Genomic DNA, 14,942 nt, shown 5'->3' with positions numbered 1-14,942 from the left:
CAGGGCGGGGCCGGGGGATGGCTGCGGAGGACACTCGCGTTGTAAAGTGCAACTAAATAATAGTTGTACTTCCCAACCATGGAGTCGTGATGTCCTCGGTGTCAGCGGTGTCCCGCCCCGCCCTGCGGCACGTCCTCACCCACCTGGTCACACCGCTGCTGATGTGCCTCGGCATGGGGATCGCCTACCTGTCCGCCTTCCACGCCCCCGCCCCGCACCAACTGCCGGTCGCGGTGGTCGGACAGGGGCCGCAGGCCCAGGTGCTGGCGCAGACCCTCAAGGACAAGGCCGGCGACGGCCTGGACGTCACCACCGCGGCCGACTCCGACGCGGCCCGGCAGCGGCTGCTCGACCGCGACCTGGTCGCCGCGTACGTGCCGGACGCCGACGCGCCGACCCTGCTGGTGGCCACCGCGAACTCGGAGACCTCGGCGAGCGCCGCCGAGAAGGTGTTCACCCAGGTCGCCGCCCACCAGGGCAAGCCGCTGGCCGTCCAGGAACTGACCCCGCTGCCGGCCGGCGACCCGACCGGGCAGGGCCTGTTCTTCCTGCTGGTGGCGCTGAGCATCGGCTCCTACGGCTCGGTCGCGGTGCTCGGCGCGGCCGGCGCGGCCCTGGCGATGCGGGTGCGGGCCCTGCTCGGCCTCGGCGTCGCCCTGGTGGTCAGCCTGCTCGGCACGGCGCTGGCCGGACCGGTCTTCCACCTGGTCGACCACGGCCTGCTCGGCGTCTGGGCGATGAGCTGGCTGTACTCGGCGGGCATCGTCGCGATCGGCACCGCCCTGCACGCCTTCCTCGGCCGGTGGACCACGCTGACCATGATGGCGCTGTTCGTGATGCTCAACTTCACCAGCTCCGGCGGCATCTTCCAGCCCGAGCTGCAGAACGGCTTCTACCGCGCCCTGCACTCCTTCTGGAACGGCGCGGGCTTCCTGGAGGGCGTCCGCGACCACGTCTACTTCGGCGGCCGGGCCGGGCTCGGCGGCCACGTCGCCACCCTGTTCGGCTGGCTCGCGGCCGGTGCGGTGCTGCTCCTGGCGGCCGCCCGCACCGAGCGGAAGCGGGCCCTCGCCGCGGCCGCGGCGCCGGCCGTCGTGCCGGGCGCGGAACAGGCCGCCGAGCAGCCTGCCGATCGGTCTGTCGAGCAGCTTGCGGCGGAGGCCGCCGAGGAGGAGATGGAGGAGGCGGTCGGCGTCTGAGCGCGGCTACCCCTACCGTGGTCGGCAACACCGCACGACGAAGGAGCCACGCCATGCCCGACCGCGACGCCGCGCTGGAGACCATCCAGCGCGAGCTCACCGCGTTCGCCCGCCGGGCCCGCCACAAGGCAGCCCAGCTGCACCCCGAGCTCTCGCTGGTCACGTACAGCATGCTCGACCTGGTCAAGGAGCGGGGCTCGTGCCGGGCCGCCGACCTGGCGTCGCACTTCATGCTCGACAAGTCCACCGTCAGCCGGCAGGTCGGCGCGCTGGAGCGGCTCGGGCTGCTGGGCCGCCAGGCCGACCCGGACGACCAGCGCGGCCAGCTGCTGCACCTGACGGAGGCCGGCGAACAGCTGCTGGCGGAGGCGTACGAGCAGCGGCGGCGGGCCTTCACCGACCGCTTCACCTCCTGGGACGACGAGGACCTGGACCGGTTCGCCGCCTACCTGATCCGCTACGGCGAGTCCGAGTAGCCGCCCGCGGAAGGCGGTGGCCGGGGCCGGGCCCGAGCGGCTTGACCCTCACGTCGCGTCAGGCCCCAGGCTGGTCGCACAGCGGCGGGAAGGAGGGAAACGCGATGGACGAGGGCTACACGGTCGGACGGCTGGCGGCGATCGCCAAGGTCACGGTGCGCACCCTGCACCACTACGACCGGATCGGGCTGCTGTCGCCGAGCGACCGCACCCCGGCCGGCTACCGGCGCTACAGCGAGGCCGAGCTGGACCGGCTGCAACAGATCCTGTTCTACCGCGAACTCGGCTTCCCGCTGGAGGAGATCGCGGCGATCCTGGACGACCGGACGGTCGGCCCGAGCGAGCACCTGCGCCGGCAGCGCGAGCTGATCGGCGACCGGATCCGCAAGCTCGAGGAACTCGCCGCGGCGGTCGAGCGAGCGATGGAGGCGAGGACCTTGGGGATCCAGTTGACCCCGGAGGAGAAGTTCGAGGTGTTCGGCAAGGACTACCAGGAGGACTGGGAGGACGAGGCCCAGCAGCGCTGGGGCGAGACCGACGCCTGGAAGCAGTCCCAGCAGCGCACCGCCCGCTACACCAAGGCGGACTGGGAGCGGATCAAGGCCGAGACCGACGGCATCAACGACGCCATGGTGGCGGCGCTCACCGCCGGCACCGCCCCGGACAGCGAGCAGGCGATGTCGGTCGCCGAGCAGCACCGGCGGCACATCGGCCTGAACTTCTACGACTGCGGCCCGCAGATGCACCGCTGCCTCGGCGACATGTACCTCGCCGACCCGCGGTTCACCGAGACGTACGAGAAGCTCGCTCCCGGCCTGGCCCAGTGGCTGCGGGACGCGATCCACGCCAACGCGGACCGGCTGGAGCGCGAGCAGCAGCAGGGCTGACGGCCGCCCGGCGTCGGGCGGCCGGTCTCCGGGCGGTTCGGCGCTCGGGCGGCCCGGTCTTCGGGTGGCCCGGTGCCGGGGCGGCCCGGCGTCAGGCGGCCCGGCCGAAGGTGCGCCGGTAGGCGGTCGGGGAGGTGCGCATGGTGCGGCCGAAGTGGTGGCGGAAGGTCGCCGCCGACTCGAAGCCCACCGCCGCGGCGATCTCCTCCACGCTGCCCTCCGGCGACTCCAGCAGCGGCAGGCTGGCCGCGATCCGCTGGATCGCCACCCACCGCATCGGGCTGACCCCGTTGCGGGCGGTGAAGTGCCGCAGGTACGAGCGGTCGGACATGCCGGCCGCCCGGGCCAGCAGCGGCACGGTCAGCGGCCGGGCGAGGTGGTCCAGCGCCCAGCGCATCGAGCGGGCCACCCCGTCCTCCGGCTCGTCCACCGGCCGCACCGCCGCCTCGATGAACTGCGCCTGCCCGCCGTCCCGGTGCGGCGGGACGACGAAGCGGCGGGCGACGGTGTTGGCGACCTTGGCGCCGTGGTCCTGGCGGACCAGGTGCAGGCACAGGTCGATGCCGGCGGCGCTGCCCGCGCTGGTCAGCACCTGGCCGTTGTCGACGTACAGCACGTCCGGGTCGACCCGGACGTGCGGGTAGCGGCGGCGCAGTTCCGGCGCGTACCGCCAGTGCGTGGTGGCGGGCAGGCCGTCCAGCAGTCCGGCGGCGGCCAGCGCGAAGGCGCCGGAGCAGATCGAGACCACCCGGGCGCCGCGGGCGTGCGCGGTGCGCAGCGCGGCCACCACGGCGGGCGGGACGTCGCCGTGCGGGTCGGGCACCCCGACCACCACGACGGTGTCGGCGGCGGCGAGTTCCTCCAGGCCGTGACGGGGCGTCAGGGAGAACCCGCCGACCGCCTCCAGCGGGTGGCCGGGGCGCTCGGCGCACACCCGGACGTCGTACCAGGGGGCGGCCAGCAGCCCGGCCAGCTCGGGCCGGGCGAGGGCGAACACCTCGACCACCACGCCGAGTTCGAACGGGGCCATGCCCGCGAAGGCGTACACCGCGACGGTGTGCACCGGCGCCGGGCGCCTTCCGATGGTGATGGGCACGGGCTCGGCCATGTGGTGCTCCCGGGGCGGCCGTCGGCGGTTTCGCGCCGAGTCTAGCCGTCCGGGGCGCCGGCCCGCCGGGAGCGGCGGCGGGGTGGGCGGGTGCGCACGGACGGTGGCGCAGGCTGATCGGACGGGGGCGGACGGCGGCGGAAAACCTTTGGAATCGGGAGACAACCTCCCGGGAGGATGAGGAGTCATCACATCGGGGTCCGGTGCGGCCGTTCCCCGTCCTCTTCCACCACCATGTCCGGAGAGCGTCAGATGTCCATGTTCCGTCATGCCCGTTATGCGAAGAACCTCCCGACCTGCGCGGCCTGCTCCGGTTGGGGCCGACGCCACTGAGCACGACGGAGCCCCCGCCGGACCGGCCGGACGGGGGCTTCGGTACGTGCCGCGCGGGCGGTCAGGCGGTCAGGCCGGCCATCCAGGACTCGACCTCGTCGGCCTGCCGGGGCAGCGCCGCGGAGAGGTTCTCGTGGCCGTCGGCGGTGACCAGGATGTCGTCCTCGATCCGGACGCCGAGGCCGCGGTACTCCTCGGGGACGGTCAGGTCGTCGGCCTGGAAGTACAGGCCGGGCTCGACGGTCAGCACCATGCCGGGCTCCAGCAGCGCGTCCACGTACTGCTCGCGGCGGGCGTGCGCGCAGTCGTGCACGTCGAGGCCGAGCATGTGGCCGGTGCCGTGCAGCGTCCAGCGGCGCTGCAGGCCGAGCTCCAGGACCTTCTCCAGGTCGTACACCGAGGCGTCGATCAGGCCCCACTCCAGCAGGCGGGCGGCGAGCACCTGCTGCGCGGCGTCGTGGAAGTCGCGGAACCTCCCGCCCGGCCGGACCGCGGCGATGCCGGCCTCCTGGGCCTCGTACACCGCGTCGTAGACCTTGCGCTGCAGCGGGGAGAAGCGGCCGTTGATCGGCAGGGTGCGGGTGACGTCGGCGGTGTAGAGGGTGTGGGTCTCCACGCCCGCGTCCAGCAGCAGCAGTTCGCCGGGGCGGACGTCGCCGTCGTTGCGGACCCAGTGCAGGGTGGTGGCGTGCGGGCCGGCCGCGGCGATCGTGCCGTAGCCGACGTCGTTGCCCTCGACCCGGGCGCGGCGCCAGAAGGTGCCCTCGATCCAGCGCTCGGAGGAGGCGACGGCCCGGTCCAGCTCGCGCACCACGTCGGTGAAGCCGTTCACGGTGGCGTCGCAGGCGGCGCGCAGCTCGCCGATCTCCCACTCGTCCTTGACCAGGCGCAGCCCGGACAGGAACACCTTCAGCTCGTCGTCCTTCTCCTCGTCGAGCCGCTCGGCGAGGGCCTCCTCCAGCGCGGCGTCGTAGCCGCGCACGATCCGGGTCGGGACGTCGGCCGCGGCCAGCTCCTCGGCGGCCTTGCGGACGTCCCGCACCGGCAGGCCGTACAGCTGCTCGGACTCGGCCAGCGAGTGGCGGCGGCCGACCCACAGCTCGCCCTGGCCGCTCAGCCAGAACTCGCCGTTCTCCCGGTCGGAGCGCGGCAGCAGGTACAGCGCGAACGCGTGGCCGCCGTCGACCGGCTCGCCGACCAGGACGGCGTCCTCGGTCCGGTTGCCGGTCAGGTGGACGTACTCGCTGGCGGCGCGGAAGGCGTACTCGGTGTCGTTGGCCCGGGTGCGCAGGTTGCCCGCGGGGACGACCAGGCGCTCGCCGGGGAAGGCGGCGGACAGCTTGGCGCGGCGCTCGGCCGCGTACGGGGCCTGCACGTCCGGCTGCAGGCCGCGCAGCTCGGTGTCGGCCCAGCCGGAGCGCATGGACGCGGCGAGCTCGTCGGAGATCTCGCCGTACAGGCCGTTCTTGCGGCTCTTGACCGGCTTCTCGGCCTCCTCGCCCTCGACGGAACCCTCGGGGTTCTCGGACACCGCCGGGCTGCGGTCCTCGGTCACTACGTCGCCTCCTTGCGCGCGCTACCGCCCGCCCGTCCCCGGGTCGCGGGGCGTGCGGGCGGATGTCGCCCCCATGGTACGTAGGGCCGTTCGAACGGAGGAAGGGCGTCCGGGGTCCGGCCGGGCCGGCCGGGGCTACTCGAAGCGGGCGGCCAGCAGCACCAGGTCGTCGGTGCCGGGCTCGCCGCCGCCGGCCTGCTCCAGCAGGTGGGCGCAGAGCCGGTCCGGGTCGAGCCGGACGTCCCGCGGGGCGTCGGCGGCGGCCCGGCGCAGCGCGCTCTGCCCGGCGTGCAGGGCGGGGGCGAAGCGGCGGGCCAGGCCCTCGGTGTACAGCACCAGCACGTCGCCGGGCTCCGCGGTGAGCTCCACCCCGGGGGCCTCCCAGCAGCTGAGCATGCCCAGCGGCGCGGACAGCGAGGTCTCCACGAAGTTGGCGCCGTAGCGGGTGAGCAGCACCGGCGGGCAGTTGGCGGCGCCGGCCAGCGCGATCCGGCGCTCGGCCGGGTCGACGCAGGCGTAGACCGCGGTGGCGGAGCGGGTCGGCTCGGTGGTCTTCAGCAGCAGTTCGAGGTCGCCGAGCACCGAGACCGGGTCCTCGCCCTCCAGCACCGCGTAGGCGCGCAGCGCGGCCCGCACCCGGCCCATCGCGGCGGCCGCGTCGGTGCCCGCGTGCGGGCCGGCGCCCGGGCCGCCGCCGAGCACGCTGCCCACGGTCAGGCCCACGGTGTCGTCGGGCAGCGCGATCGCGTCGTACCAGTCGCTGCCGGCGGCCCGCTCCAGCGCGGCGGGGACGCAGCGGGCGGCCACCTTCAGGCCGGTGCGGGCGGGCAGGTGGCCGGGCAGCAGCGAGCGGCGCAGCGTCTCGGCGGCGCGCACCGCCCGGTCCGCGGCCAGCTGGCGGGCCAGCAGCGGGGCGGCGAACTCGCAGTAGCGGCGCACCAGGTGCTCGCGGCGCTCGTCGGGGCTGCCGGGCTCGTCGTAGAACCAGGCGGCCGCGCCGAGCACCTCCTCCGCGGGGCCGGTGGCCAGCGGCAGGGCGTAGCAGGCGCCGAGGCCGAGCTGCTCGGCGACCTCGCGGAAGCGGGGGCCGACCGCCGGGTCGGCGGCCAGGTCGGCGATCAGCAGCCGGCCCTCCGGGCCGGGGCGGCCGAGCAGCCCGGCGAACGGGCCGTGCTCGACCGGCACGGTCTCCAGCGTGCCGAGCGTCGCCCGGTCCAGGCCGAGCCCGACCGGGCGGGCCGGCTGGCCCTCGGAGCCGGGCGGCAGCGTCACCACCAGGCCGCGGCGGGCGCCGAGCAGGGCCGCGCCGGAGTCCAGCAGCGCGTCCAGGGTGCCGGCCAGGCCGTCGGCCCGGGCCAGCAGTTCGAGGTGCTCCTGGAGGCTGGTGAAATCGGACAGCCATCCGGCCAAACGGTCCTGCAGGTCGGCGGCGGGCACCTCGCCGAGCTCCGGGAGCAGCAGCGGGTCGGCCGCCGGGGCGGCCGGGGCGGGCGGCAGCGCCGTGGCGGCGGGCGCCGTGGACGTCAACGGGTGGACGTCGGTCATGTCGCAACTCCCCACAATCCGGAACGTGTCACGCAAGACCACCGAGACCGACCGAAACGATGTCTTTACTCACTACTCGGCATGTTTCCCCCACTTGTACACAGGCCGATCGGGGCATGTCCAGGAGTGCGGCGGCCGAACGTGCCAGGGATCGTATGCGCAGGCCGCCGGGGTGCCACCCGGGGCGACCCGCACTCACTCGTACGGTGGAACCGGGGGGCGCCCGGCCGCGTCCATCCGGACGTATGGGGGATTCTCGTTCCAGCAGCGGGTAGCCGAGACGCACACGCACCGCCCGCCACCCCGACCACGCCGATCCGAACGATCAGACGATCGCACCGACCGTGCCGTGCGCCCCGATGGACGCGGAAAGGAACGAGCCGCCATGCGCCCACCCCGCCGAGAGCTGCTGCCGGAGCGCGTCGGCCGGTGGTGGCCGGGCCGCCGGAGCCGTTCGCTGGCGCTCGCCGCCGCCCTGCAGGCCGCCGAGGGGTGCGGCTGGCCGGTGCTGCCGGGGGCCCGGGTGCCGCGCGGCGCGGCGGGACGCTGCTCGTGCGGCGACCGGGCCTGCGCGGTGCCGGGCGGGCACCCGGACGACCCGCCGCTGGAGGCGGCGACCACCGATCCGCGGATGGTGCGCTGGTGGTGGGAGCGGCGCGCGCCGGGCGCCCCGGTGCTGGCGGCGACCGGGCGGGCGCTGGGCGCGGTGAGCCTGCCGCGGCCGGCCGGGCCGTGGCTGCTGCGGCACCTGGAGGAGACCGGCGTCCCGTACGGGCCGGTGCTCGGCACGCCGGGCCGGTTCGTGCTGCTGACCGCGCCGTACACGCTGCCGGAGCTGGGCGGGCTGCTGGCCGAACGGCCTTGGGTGCCGGGGGTGTTGCGCTACCACGGGCCGGGCGGCTACCTGGTGCTGCCGCCGTCCCGGACGGGGGCGGGCGCGGTGCACTGGGTGCGCCGGCCGGGGCCGGGGCGGCCGTGGCTGCCGGAGGTCGGGACGCTGCTGGGCGGGATGATCACGGCCAGCGCGGTGGCGCTGCCGCAGGGCTGAGCCGGGGCGCCGGGCCTGCTTTTTTGATGATGTCCCGTCAGCTATGGTGCCTGGTGAGGAAGTCGCAGCCCGGAAACGAGAAAAGTCCGACCGCTGGCGACGGGGGATGCACCAGCGGTCGGACCTTTCAAACAGTAACAAAGATCCGGCTCCGCGCCAATTTGTCCACGCGGAAAGGCCTTTGACCGGGCCGGAAATGTGACTCACATCACCTTGCGGCCAGTTCCGGTCAGTTCAGGGTGATCTGACGGCTCACCAGGTTCGCCCGGGCCCGGCGCTCCTCCGCGGTCAGCGGCGCGGGCGCGGCCAGCACCGCGGCCAGCTTCCCGGCGAACTCCACGGCCGGCTTCTCCACGTCCGCGGCGGTCATCTCCAGCGGCAGGTCCCACACCGGGACGGTCAGGCCGTGCGCCCGGAACGAGCCGACCAGCTTGGTGCCCTCGCCCAGCGAGCTGTCACCGGCCGCCGACAGCCGGGACAGCGCGTCCAGCAACTGCTCCTCGGGGACGTCCATCACCCAGCGCAGGTGGTTCTTGTCCGGGGTGCCGCACCAGTACGCGGAGTCCACCCCGGCCAGCTTCTCGGTCGGGATCGCCGAGGCGTTGGCCCGCTCCAGCGAGGCCGCCACCTCGCCGGTCGCCGACTCGGCGTCCTCCAGCCAGAACTCGAAGCCGGTGTGCACCTCGGGGACGAACGCGGCCGTGGTGTCCAGCAGTTCCTGCAGGCGGCGGCCGCCCGGGTTGGTCCGGCGGGCCGGCACCGGGGTGCCCGGCTCGGTGGCCAGCGCCAGCTCCAGCGCGTCCGCCAGGTCACGGCTCAGGTCGCCGGAGGAGGACTGGGTCTGCAGGCCCAGCAGGATCGAGCCGTCCGGACGGCGCAGCGCCGGCCAGGCCAGCGGCAGCACCGTCGCCAGCGTCACCGACGGGACCTCGCCGACCGCCTCGTCCGCCACCCCGGCGGCCAGCACCAGCGGCACCGTGGCGGCCGGGACCAGCTCGCGCAGCGCCACCCAGTCGGCCTCGCCCGGCAGGCCCTCGAACGGGCGGTGCACCAACTCCTGCACCGCGTGCGCCGCCTGGCGGCCGTGGCAGGCCTTGTACCGGCGGCCCGAGCCGCACGGGCAGGCCTCGCGCGCCCCGACGACCGGGACCTCGCCCTCGACGGCGGTGGACTGGCTGGGCTGCTTCTTCGCGGCCTTCTTGGCCATGGTGCGGCTCTCCCGGGGACGTCGGACGTTGCACCGGGCAGCCTACTTCGCCGGGAACCTCCCGTTCCGGCCGCTCAGGCGCTGCGCCGCCGCCCGCCGTCCGCGACCTGCCCGAACGCCGGGAGCTCCGCCCAGACCGTCACCTGACCGGGTGCGTGCCGCACGCCCCAGTCCTGCGCGAGCCGGCCCACGATGCTCAACCCGCGGCCGCCGTGCGCCGTCACCGACGGACGGGCCGGGATCGGCCGGGTGCTCGCCCCGCCGTCCGTCACCTCCAGGGTCAGCAGGCCGTCGCCGCGCATCTGCCAACTCACCAGCACCGTACCGCTCTCCGCGTCCTCCCCAGCGGCGTCCGCGGCCGCTTCCAGCGGTCTCGCGTGCCGACAGGAATTGCTGAGCAGTTCGGAGAGGATCAACACCGCGTCGTCAATCACCGCTTCCGGTATCGACCGGTCACCGAGATCGCCGCGCAGCCTGCGCCGCGCGGCCGAAACACTGGCCGGCCCGTGCGGAACCGCCATGGCCGATGAGGTCGACCCGGCCTGAACTGGCACAGCTCGCGCCACCATCAACGCCACCCCCGGACCTCCTTCAGCTTCTGCCGAGGGATGGATGCCCGCAGGTAATGCCCCGGAAACGGGCGTTCGACGATCCGATGGCGGTATTAACGACATCTGCCCGGCCGCGCGGGCAAAAGGTGAGGGGGGTCTCACGTTCCGCGGTGGTGATCGGCGGGAAACGGGCTCCGGAAATACCCCGTTCGGTATTTCTGTCACGCGATTGGCGGGCGAGTGCCACCGGAGCGGAAGTCGAGGCCACCGGGTTTCCGGGTGGGCCGGGTGGGCCGGGCAGGCGGGCGGGGCAGGCCGGGTGGGCCGGGTGGGCCGGGCGATGGGACGGCGGGGTAGTCGAGGGCGGTCGGGGGCGGTCGGGGTTCCGGTTCAGCGGCCGAGTTGGGCCAGCACCTCGGCCGGGCGGTTGGTGATCAGGGCCTCCACGCCCAGTTCCAGGCAGAGTTCGACGTCCTCCGGGCGGTCCACCGTCCACACGTGCACCCGGTGCCCGGCCCGGCGCAGCGCCGTCACCAGGCCCGGGTCGCGCCGCACCAGCTCGATGCCCGGACCGGCGATCGCGGCGCCGCCCGGCAGCGACCTGGTCCGGCCCAGCACCGGCAGCCGGCGCTCCCACAGGTACACCCGGGGCACCGCCGGGGCGGCCCGCCGGACCCGGTGCAGGGCCAGCTCGGAGAAGCTCATCACCCGTACCGAGGACTCGGCCGGGTCGGCCGGCAGCAGCCCGAACCGGCCCAGCACCCGCAGCAGTTCGGACTCCACCCGGCCCGCGTAGCGCACCGGGTGCTTGGTCTCGATCGCCAGCTCCACCCGCCGCCCGGCGTCCGCGGTCAGCTCCAGCAGCCGCTCCAGGGTGAGCACCGGGCTGGGCTCCGGCCGCTCCGGGTGCTTCCACGAGCCGAAGTCCAGCGCGGACAGCTGAGCCAGCGTCATCGCCGACACCACGCCCTGCCCGTCCGAGGTCCGGCGCACCGTCCGGTCGTGCACGCACACCAACTGCCCGTCGGCGGTGACCCGGACGTCGCACTCCAGGCCGTCCGCCCCCTCCTCCAGCGCCCGCCGGTAGGCCGCCTCGGTGTGCTCCGGCAGCGCCGCCGAGGAGCCCCGGTGCGCGATCACCTTGACGGCGGTGCGGTCGGTCGGAGCGGCGGGCGAACCGGCCGCGCTGTGCTGGGTGTCCACGTGAACCACCGTACGCGGCACCGGATGTCGCCCGTCCTCCGGCACGGTGGCGGGCGGGTGAACAACCGGTCGGCGGGACGGGGCGGGACGGGTGGAGCGGGCTTGGACTTGTGCGGGGGAGGGGCCTGGGTCGGGCGGGCGGGCGGGGCGGATGCGGGCGGCCGGGTCAGCGCGGGCCGGCGAGGGACTCCGCCTCGGAGGCGTACAGCAGTTCGGCGTCGAGCTCCATGCCGGTGAAGTGCCCGGCCAGTTCGAGCGAGAGCACGCCGTGCAGCCTGGTCCAGAACACCAGCGCCCGGCGCAGCGCGTGCGACGGGGCCGGGTGGTCGCCGGCCCACTCGTGGTGGTGCGCCAGGTGCGTGTAGAGGCGGGCGTCGGCCGGGCCCGGGTCGACCGCCGGGGTCTGGTGGAGGACGGCGGCGTCCAGCAGCGTGGTCATGATCGAGGTGGCGATGGCGGTGGTCTCCGACGGGGCGTGGTAGCCCGGGACGGGGGTGCCGTACAGCAGGAAGTAGCGCTGCGGGTCGGCCAGCGCCCACTGCCGCAGGGCGGCCGCCAGCGCCGGCAGGTCGGCCCCCGCCTCGGCCGGGGCGCGCAGGGCCAGGGCGAGGCTGCGGTAGGCGTCGGTGACCAGGTCGGTGATCAGCTCGTCGCGGTTGGCGAAGTAGCGGTAGAGCGCCGGACCGCTCATGCCCATCCGCTTGGCGATCGCGTTCAGCGAGAGCGCGGAGGCGCCGGCCTCGGCGATCTGCTCGCGGGCGTGCCGCTTGACCTCCTCGCGGACCTGGGCGCGGTAGCGCTCCCGGGGGGTGCCGGTCTCGGTCTCCATGGGGTTCCTCTCGTCCTGCCGCGCCGGGGTGCCGTCGCGGTGCCGTGGCGGTGCCGTCGCGGTACCGCCACGGGACGCGTTGCACCCTCTTCCTTCCGTTAGACCCTATCGCGTTCGTTGTTGACTCTCACGGAAGCGTGGTGTTACAACGGTTCTTGTTAGAGGGTCTAACGCAAGTGAGTGGCTCTATCGAATGGGAGACCGTCATGCGAGAAGAACAGCTCGTCGAGATCGTCCTGCCCGGCATCGTCGAGCCGGAGGGCCTGCGGATCCGCCGATCGCCGCTGCCGCAGCCCGGTCCCGGGCAGGTGCTGGTCGCGGTCGAGGCCACCGGCGTGTCCTTCGCCGAGCAGCAGATGCGCCGCGGCCGCTACTACGACCAGCCGCCGTTCCCGTTCGTCCCGGGCTACGACCTGGTCGGCACGGTGACGGCCACCGGGCCCGGCACCGACCCGGCGCTGGCGGGCCGCCGGGTCGCCGCGCTGGTGAAGACCGGCGGCTGGGCCAGCCACGTCCTGCTCGACCCCGCCGACACCGTCGACGTCCCGGACGGCCTGGAGCCCGCGGCGGCCGAGACCGCGGTCGTCAACGGCATCACCGCCCGGCAGCTGCTGCACCGGCACGCCGAGGTCCGCCCCGGGCAGACCGTCCTGGTGCACGGCGCGGGCGGCGGCGTCGGCCTGCTGCTCGCCCAACTCGCCCTGGCCGCCGGGGCGCAGGTGATCGGCACCGCCTCCGCCCGCCACCACGACGCGCTGCGCGCCCTCGGCGTCACCCCCGTCGACTACCGCACCGGCGACGTCCCGGCCCAGGTCCGCCGGCTCGCCCCCGGCGGCGTCGACGCCGTCTTCGACCACGTCGGCGGCCGCAGCGTCCTGGACTCCTGGCGCCTGCTCGCCCCCGGCGGCACCCTGGTCGCCTACGGCAGCGCCGCCACCCGCGACGACACCGGCTCCAAGCAGTGGCCGGTGCTCAAGGTGCTCGCCCGCACCTGGTGGTGGAACGCCCTGCCGAACGGCCGCCGCGCGCACTTCTACAACATCTGGGCCGGCCGGACCCTGCGCCCCGCCCGCTTCCGGGCCCGGCTGCGCGCCGACCTGACCGCCGTCCTGGACGCCCTGCGGCGCGGCGAGCTCACCGCGCCGATCGCCGCCCGCCTCCCGCTCACCGAGGCCGCCGAGGCGCTGCGCCTGGCCGAGTCCGGCACCGTCACCGGCAAGGTGGTGCTGGTCCCCTGAACAGGAGCGAGCGGGAGCGAACGGGAGCGAGCGGGCGTGAACGGGAGGCCGGCGCCGGACGCGGGTCAGCCCTGCTGCGGGCCCGCCGCCGTCTTCGGGCGCTCCAGCGCGGTCACCGCGAGGGTGACCAGCGCCGCGACCAGGAAGGAGAACAGCGAGGCCGAGGACCACGCCGCCGGGGTGAAGTGCACCAGCTGCTGGAGGTCCTCCCAACGGCCGGTCCACCAGCCGCCGATCTTCGACGGGGCCAGGAACTGGTACACCGCGAAGCCCACCGCCCACGGCAGCAGCATCACCCAGCGCGCCGGGGCGTCCTGCGCCAGGTTCCAGCCGCGCCGGCCCGCACCGAGGAAGTAGTCCACCGCGAGCACCGCGAACAGCGGCACGAACACCGAGCCGATCAGGCCGAGGAACCCGTAGTACGAGTCGGTGAACTCCTTGATCCGCAGCGCCAGCACCGTCACCAGCACGCCGATCCCGCCGGTCAGCACCCGGCGGTCCACCCGCGGCCACAGGTTGTGGATCGACATCGCCGTCGAGTACACGTTCGCGAACGACTGGTCGGTCTCCCGCAGCACCAGCACCAGCAGAAACGCCCAGCCCGCGGCCACGCCGGTGAACGACTCGAAGATCCGGTTCGCGTCGCCGCCCGACTGCAGCAGCGCCACCACGCCCAGCACGTAGCACCACACCTGGGCCACCGTGTAGCCGGAGAACGTCCCCCAGAACGCCTTCGCCGAACTGCGCGCGTGCCGGGTGTAGTCGGCGGCCAGCGGCACGAAGGAGATCGACACCGCGATCACCGCGTCCGTGGCGCCCAGGAAGCCGTCCCAGTTGCCCGCGCCCGGGTCGGGGAAGCCCACCCGGGCGAACTGCACCGTGAAGTAGACCATCGCCACGCCGACCGCCACCGCCACGTACTTGCGCAGCACCGCGATCGCGCCCAGCGGCCAGATCGTCAGCACCGTGGTCAGCACGCCCGCCAGCAGCACGAACAGCCACCGCCAGCCCGCGGTGCCCGACACGGTCTGCGCGCCCCAGGCGATCACCGTCAGCTCGTACACGCCCCAGCCGACGCACTGCACGATGTTCAGCACCGTCGGCACGTACGACAGCCGGGTGCCGAACAGGCCGCGCAGCACCGCCATCGCCGGTGCGCCGGTCCGGGCGCCCACCAGGGCGGCCACCGCCAGCATCGCGGTGCCGATCGCGGTGCCCGCGACGATCGCCGTCACCGCGGCGGTGAAGCCCAGTTCGTGGCCCTGCTCGCCGAGCACCGTCGCGGCGCTGGTGAAGCCGATCAGGCTGACCCCGAGGTTGGCCCACAGCGCGAACAGCGCCCGGAAGTCCAGGGTGCGCGGCGGCGCGGTGTCGAGGGTCAGCGGGGCCTCGGACCGCACCTCGGCGGCACGGTCGGACAACTGGGCAGACGGAACAGCCGTCATGGCCGATACTCCCTACGCCGGCATTACCCGGACAGGTTCCGGCGGTCAGCGCCCCCTCGCCCGTGGTGGCGTCACCGCCATGCCCACGGTCGAACCGGCGCACTCTCAGCCTGGCTGGTCCAAGCTCCCGCGACGTTCTTCGGTTTACAGGAGCGACAGGCTAGCCTCCGGACGGAGGAACGCCAAGGCCGGGGGGAGGGGCGTCCGCATCGCGGGACCGCGCCGCGGGGACCATCGATGTGCATGTCAGGGCGGGCTAAGGCTTCTCATCATTTCTTCAGGGGCCCGCTTACGGTGTCCGAATCCGGTATAGGAAAA

General features: G+C 74.4%; 13 protein-coding genes and 1 riboswitch. Of the genes, 5 read left to right on the top strand and 8 right to left on the bottom strand.

Annotated elements, in window-relative coordinates; all coding sequences use genetic code 11:
• Nucleotides 1–89: 89 nt before the first annotated feature.
• From IH44_RS0101485 to IH44_RS0101475, 3 genes are all read left to right on the top strand, one after another.
• Nucleotides 90–1,199, top strand: coding sequence for a membrane protein (locus IH44_RS0101485; protein WP_030457501.1), 1,110 nt, complete (start codon nucleotides 90–92; stop codon nucleotides 1,197–1,199).
• A gap of 53 nt (nucleotides 1,200–1,252) precedes the next feature.
• Nucleotides 1,253–1,675, top strand: coding sequence for a MarR family winged helix-turn-helix transcriptional regulator (locus IH44_RS0101480; RefSeq protein WP_030457500.1), 423 nt, complete (start codon nucleotides 1,253–1,255; stop codon nucleotides 1,673–1,675).
• Nucleotides 1,676–1,779: 104 nt separating this feature from the next.
• Complete coding sequence (locus IH44_RS0101475) at nucleotides 1,780–2,562, top strand: MerR family transcriptional regulator (protein WP_030457499.1); 783 nt, start codon at nucleotides 1,780–1,782, stop codon at nucleotides 2,560–2,562.
• 91 nt (nucleotides 2,563–2,653) lie between these two features.
• On the opposite strand, the gene IH44_RS0101470 is transcribed toward IH44_RS0101475, so the two are convergent.
• The 3 genes from IH44_RS0101470 to IH44_RS0101460 all read right to left on the bottom strand — a co-directional run bounded on the left by IH44_RS0101470 (nucleotide 2,654) and on the right by IH44_RS0101460 (nucleotide 7,103).
• A complete protein-coding gene (locus tag IH44_RS0101470; protein WP_030457498.1) occupies nucleotides 2,654–3,670 on the bottom strand; it encodes a helix-turn-helix domain-containing protein in 1,017 nt (338 codons plus the stop codon).
• Nucleotides 3,671–4,064: 394 nt separating this feature from the next.
• Nucleotides 4,065–5,558 (bottom strand): aminopeptidase P family protein, encoded by a 1,494-nt coding sequence (locus tag IH44_RS0101465; protein WP_030457497.1) that lies wholly within the window; start codon nucleotides 5,556–5,558, stop codon nucleotides 4,065–4,067.
• 135 nt (nucleotides 5,559–5,693) lie between these two features.
• Nucleotides 5,694–7,103: a PP2C family protein-serine/threonine phosphatase gene (locus IH44_RS0101460; RefSeq protein WP_030457496.1), complete on the bottom strand. Its 1,410-nt coding sequence runs from the start codon at nucleotides 7,101–7,103 to the stop codon at nucleotides 5,694–5,696.
• A gap of 385 nt (nucleotides 7,104–7,488) precedes the next feature.
• On the opposite strand from IH44_RS0101460, the gene IH44_RS0101455 reads away from it, so the two are divergent.
• The gene (locus IH44_RS0101455) at nucleotides 7,489–8,151 is read left to right on the top strand and encodes a bifunctional DNA primase/polymerase (protein ID WP_030457495.1); all 663 of its coding nucleotides are present in this window, start codon (nucleotides 7,489–7,491) and stop codon (nucleotides 8,149–8,151) included.
• 229 nt (nucleotides 8,152–8,380) lie between these two features.
• Here the strand turns inward: IH44_RS0101455 and IH44_RS0101450 are convergent, their stop codons facing one another.
• The 4 genes from IH44_RS0101450 to IH44_RS0101435 all read right to left on the bottom strand — a co-directional run bounded on the left by IH44_RS0101450 (nucleotide 8,381) and on the right by IH44_RS0101435 (nucleotide 11,941).
• Complete coding sequence (locus tag IH44_RS0101450; RefSeq protein WP_030457494.1) at nucleotides 8,381–9,358, bottom strand: DUF5926 family protein; 978 nt, start codon at nucleotides 9,356–9,358, stop codon at nucleotides 8,381–8,383.
• 74 nt (nucleotides 9,359–9,432) lie between these two features.
• Nucleotides 9,433–9,927, bottom strand: coding sequence for an ATP-binding protein (locus tag IH44_RS0101445; RefSeq protein ID WP_232794794.1), 495 nt, complete (start codon nucleotides 9,925–9,927; stop codon nucleotides 9,433–9,435).
• A 372-nt stretch (nucleotides 9,928–10,299) separates the two neighbouring features.
• Nucleotides 10,300–11,112, bottom strand: coding sequence for a glycerophosphodiester phosphodiesterase family protein (locus IH44_RS0101440; RefSeq protein ID WP_051816428.1), 813 nt, complete (start codon nucleotides 11,110–11,112; stop codon nucleotides 10,300–10,302).
• A 166-nt stretch (nucleotides 11,113–11,278) separates the two neighbouring features.
• Nucleotides 11,279–11,941 (bottom strand): TetR/AcrR family transcriptional regulator, encoded by a 663-nt coding sequence (locus tag IH44_RS0101435; protein ID WP_030457491.1) that lies wholly within the window; start codon nucleotides 11,939–11,941, stop codon nucleotides 11,279–11,281.
• A gap of 206 nt (nucleotides 11,942–12,147) precedes the next feature.
• Between IH44_RS0101435 and IH44_RS0101430 the strand changes: the two genes are divergently transcribed.
• Entirely contained in the window at nucleotides 12,148–13,179 is a 1,032-nt protein-coding gene (locus tag IH44_RS0101430) for a medium chain dehydrogenase/reductase family protein (protein ID WP_030457490.1), read from the top strand.
• 65 nt (nucleotides 13,180–13,244) lie between these two features.
• On the opposite strand, the gene IH44_RS0101425 is transcribed toward IH44_RS0101430, so the two are convergent.
• A complete protein-coding gene (locus tag IH44_RS0101425) occupies nucleotides 13,245–14,624 on the bottom strand; it encodes a cytosine permease (protein ID WP_030457489.1) in 1,380 nt (459 codons plus the stop codon).
• Nucleotides 14,615–14,765, bottom strand: a riboswitch (TPP riboswitch). It overlaps the preceding gene by 10 nt.
• Between the last annotated feature and the right edge of the window lie 177 nt (nucleotides 14,766–14,942).

It is taken from the genome of Kitasatospora sp. NRRL B-11411 (genome assembly GCF_000721345.1).
Classification (GTDB): Bacteria; Actinomycetota; Actinomycetes; order Streptomycetales; family Streptomycetaceae; genus Kitasatospora; species Kitasatospora cineracea.
This window is presented reverse-complemented; position numbering and strand designations above follow the sequence as displayed.

Coding starts and splice junctions, on each gene's coding strand:
- IH44_RS0101485 (WP_030457501.1), top strand. CDS start 90: ATGTCCTCGGTGTCAGCGGTGTCCCGCCCCGCCCTGCGGCACGTCCTC.
- IH44_RS0101480 (WP_030457500.1), top strand. CDS start 1,253: ATGCCCGACCGCGACGCCGCGCTGGAGACCATCCAGCGCGAGCTCACC.
- IH44_RS0101475 (WP_030457499.1), top strand. CDS start 1,780: ATGGACGAGGGCTACACGGTCGGACGGCTGGCGGCGATCGCCAAGGTC.
- IH44_RS0101470 (WP_030457498.1), bottom strand. CDS start 3,670: ATGGCCGAGCCCGTGCCCATCACCATCGGAAGGCGCCCGGCGCCGGTG.
- IH44_RS0101460 (WP_030457496.1), bottom strand. CDS start 7,103: ATGACCGACGTCCACCCGTTGACGTCCACGGCGCCCGCCGCCACGGCG.
- IH44_RS0101455 (WP_030457495.1), top strand. CDS start 7,489: ATGCGCCCACCCCGCCGAGAGCTGCTGCCGGAGCGCGTCGGCCGGTGG.
- IH44_RS0101450 (WP_030457494.1), bottom strand. CDS start 9,358: ATGGCCAAGAAGGCCGCGAAGAAGCAGCCCAGCCAGTCCACCGCCGTC.
- IH44_RS0101445 (WP_232794794.1), bottom strand. CDS start 9,927: ATGGTGGCGCGAGCTGTGCCAGTTCAGGCCGGGTCGACCTCATCGGCC.
- IH44_RS0101435 (WP_030457491.1), bottom strand. CDS start 11,941: ATGGAGACCGAGACCGGCACCCCCCGGGAGCGCTACCGCGCCCAGGTC.
- IH44_RS0101430 (WP_030457490.1), top strand. CDS start 12,148: ATGCGAGAAGAACAGCTCGTCGAGATCGTCCTGCCCGGCATCGTCGAG.
- IH44_RS0101425 (WP_030457489.1), bottom strand. CDS start 14,624: ATGACGGCTGTTCCGTCTGCCCAGTTGTCCGACCGTGCCGCCGAGGTG.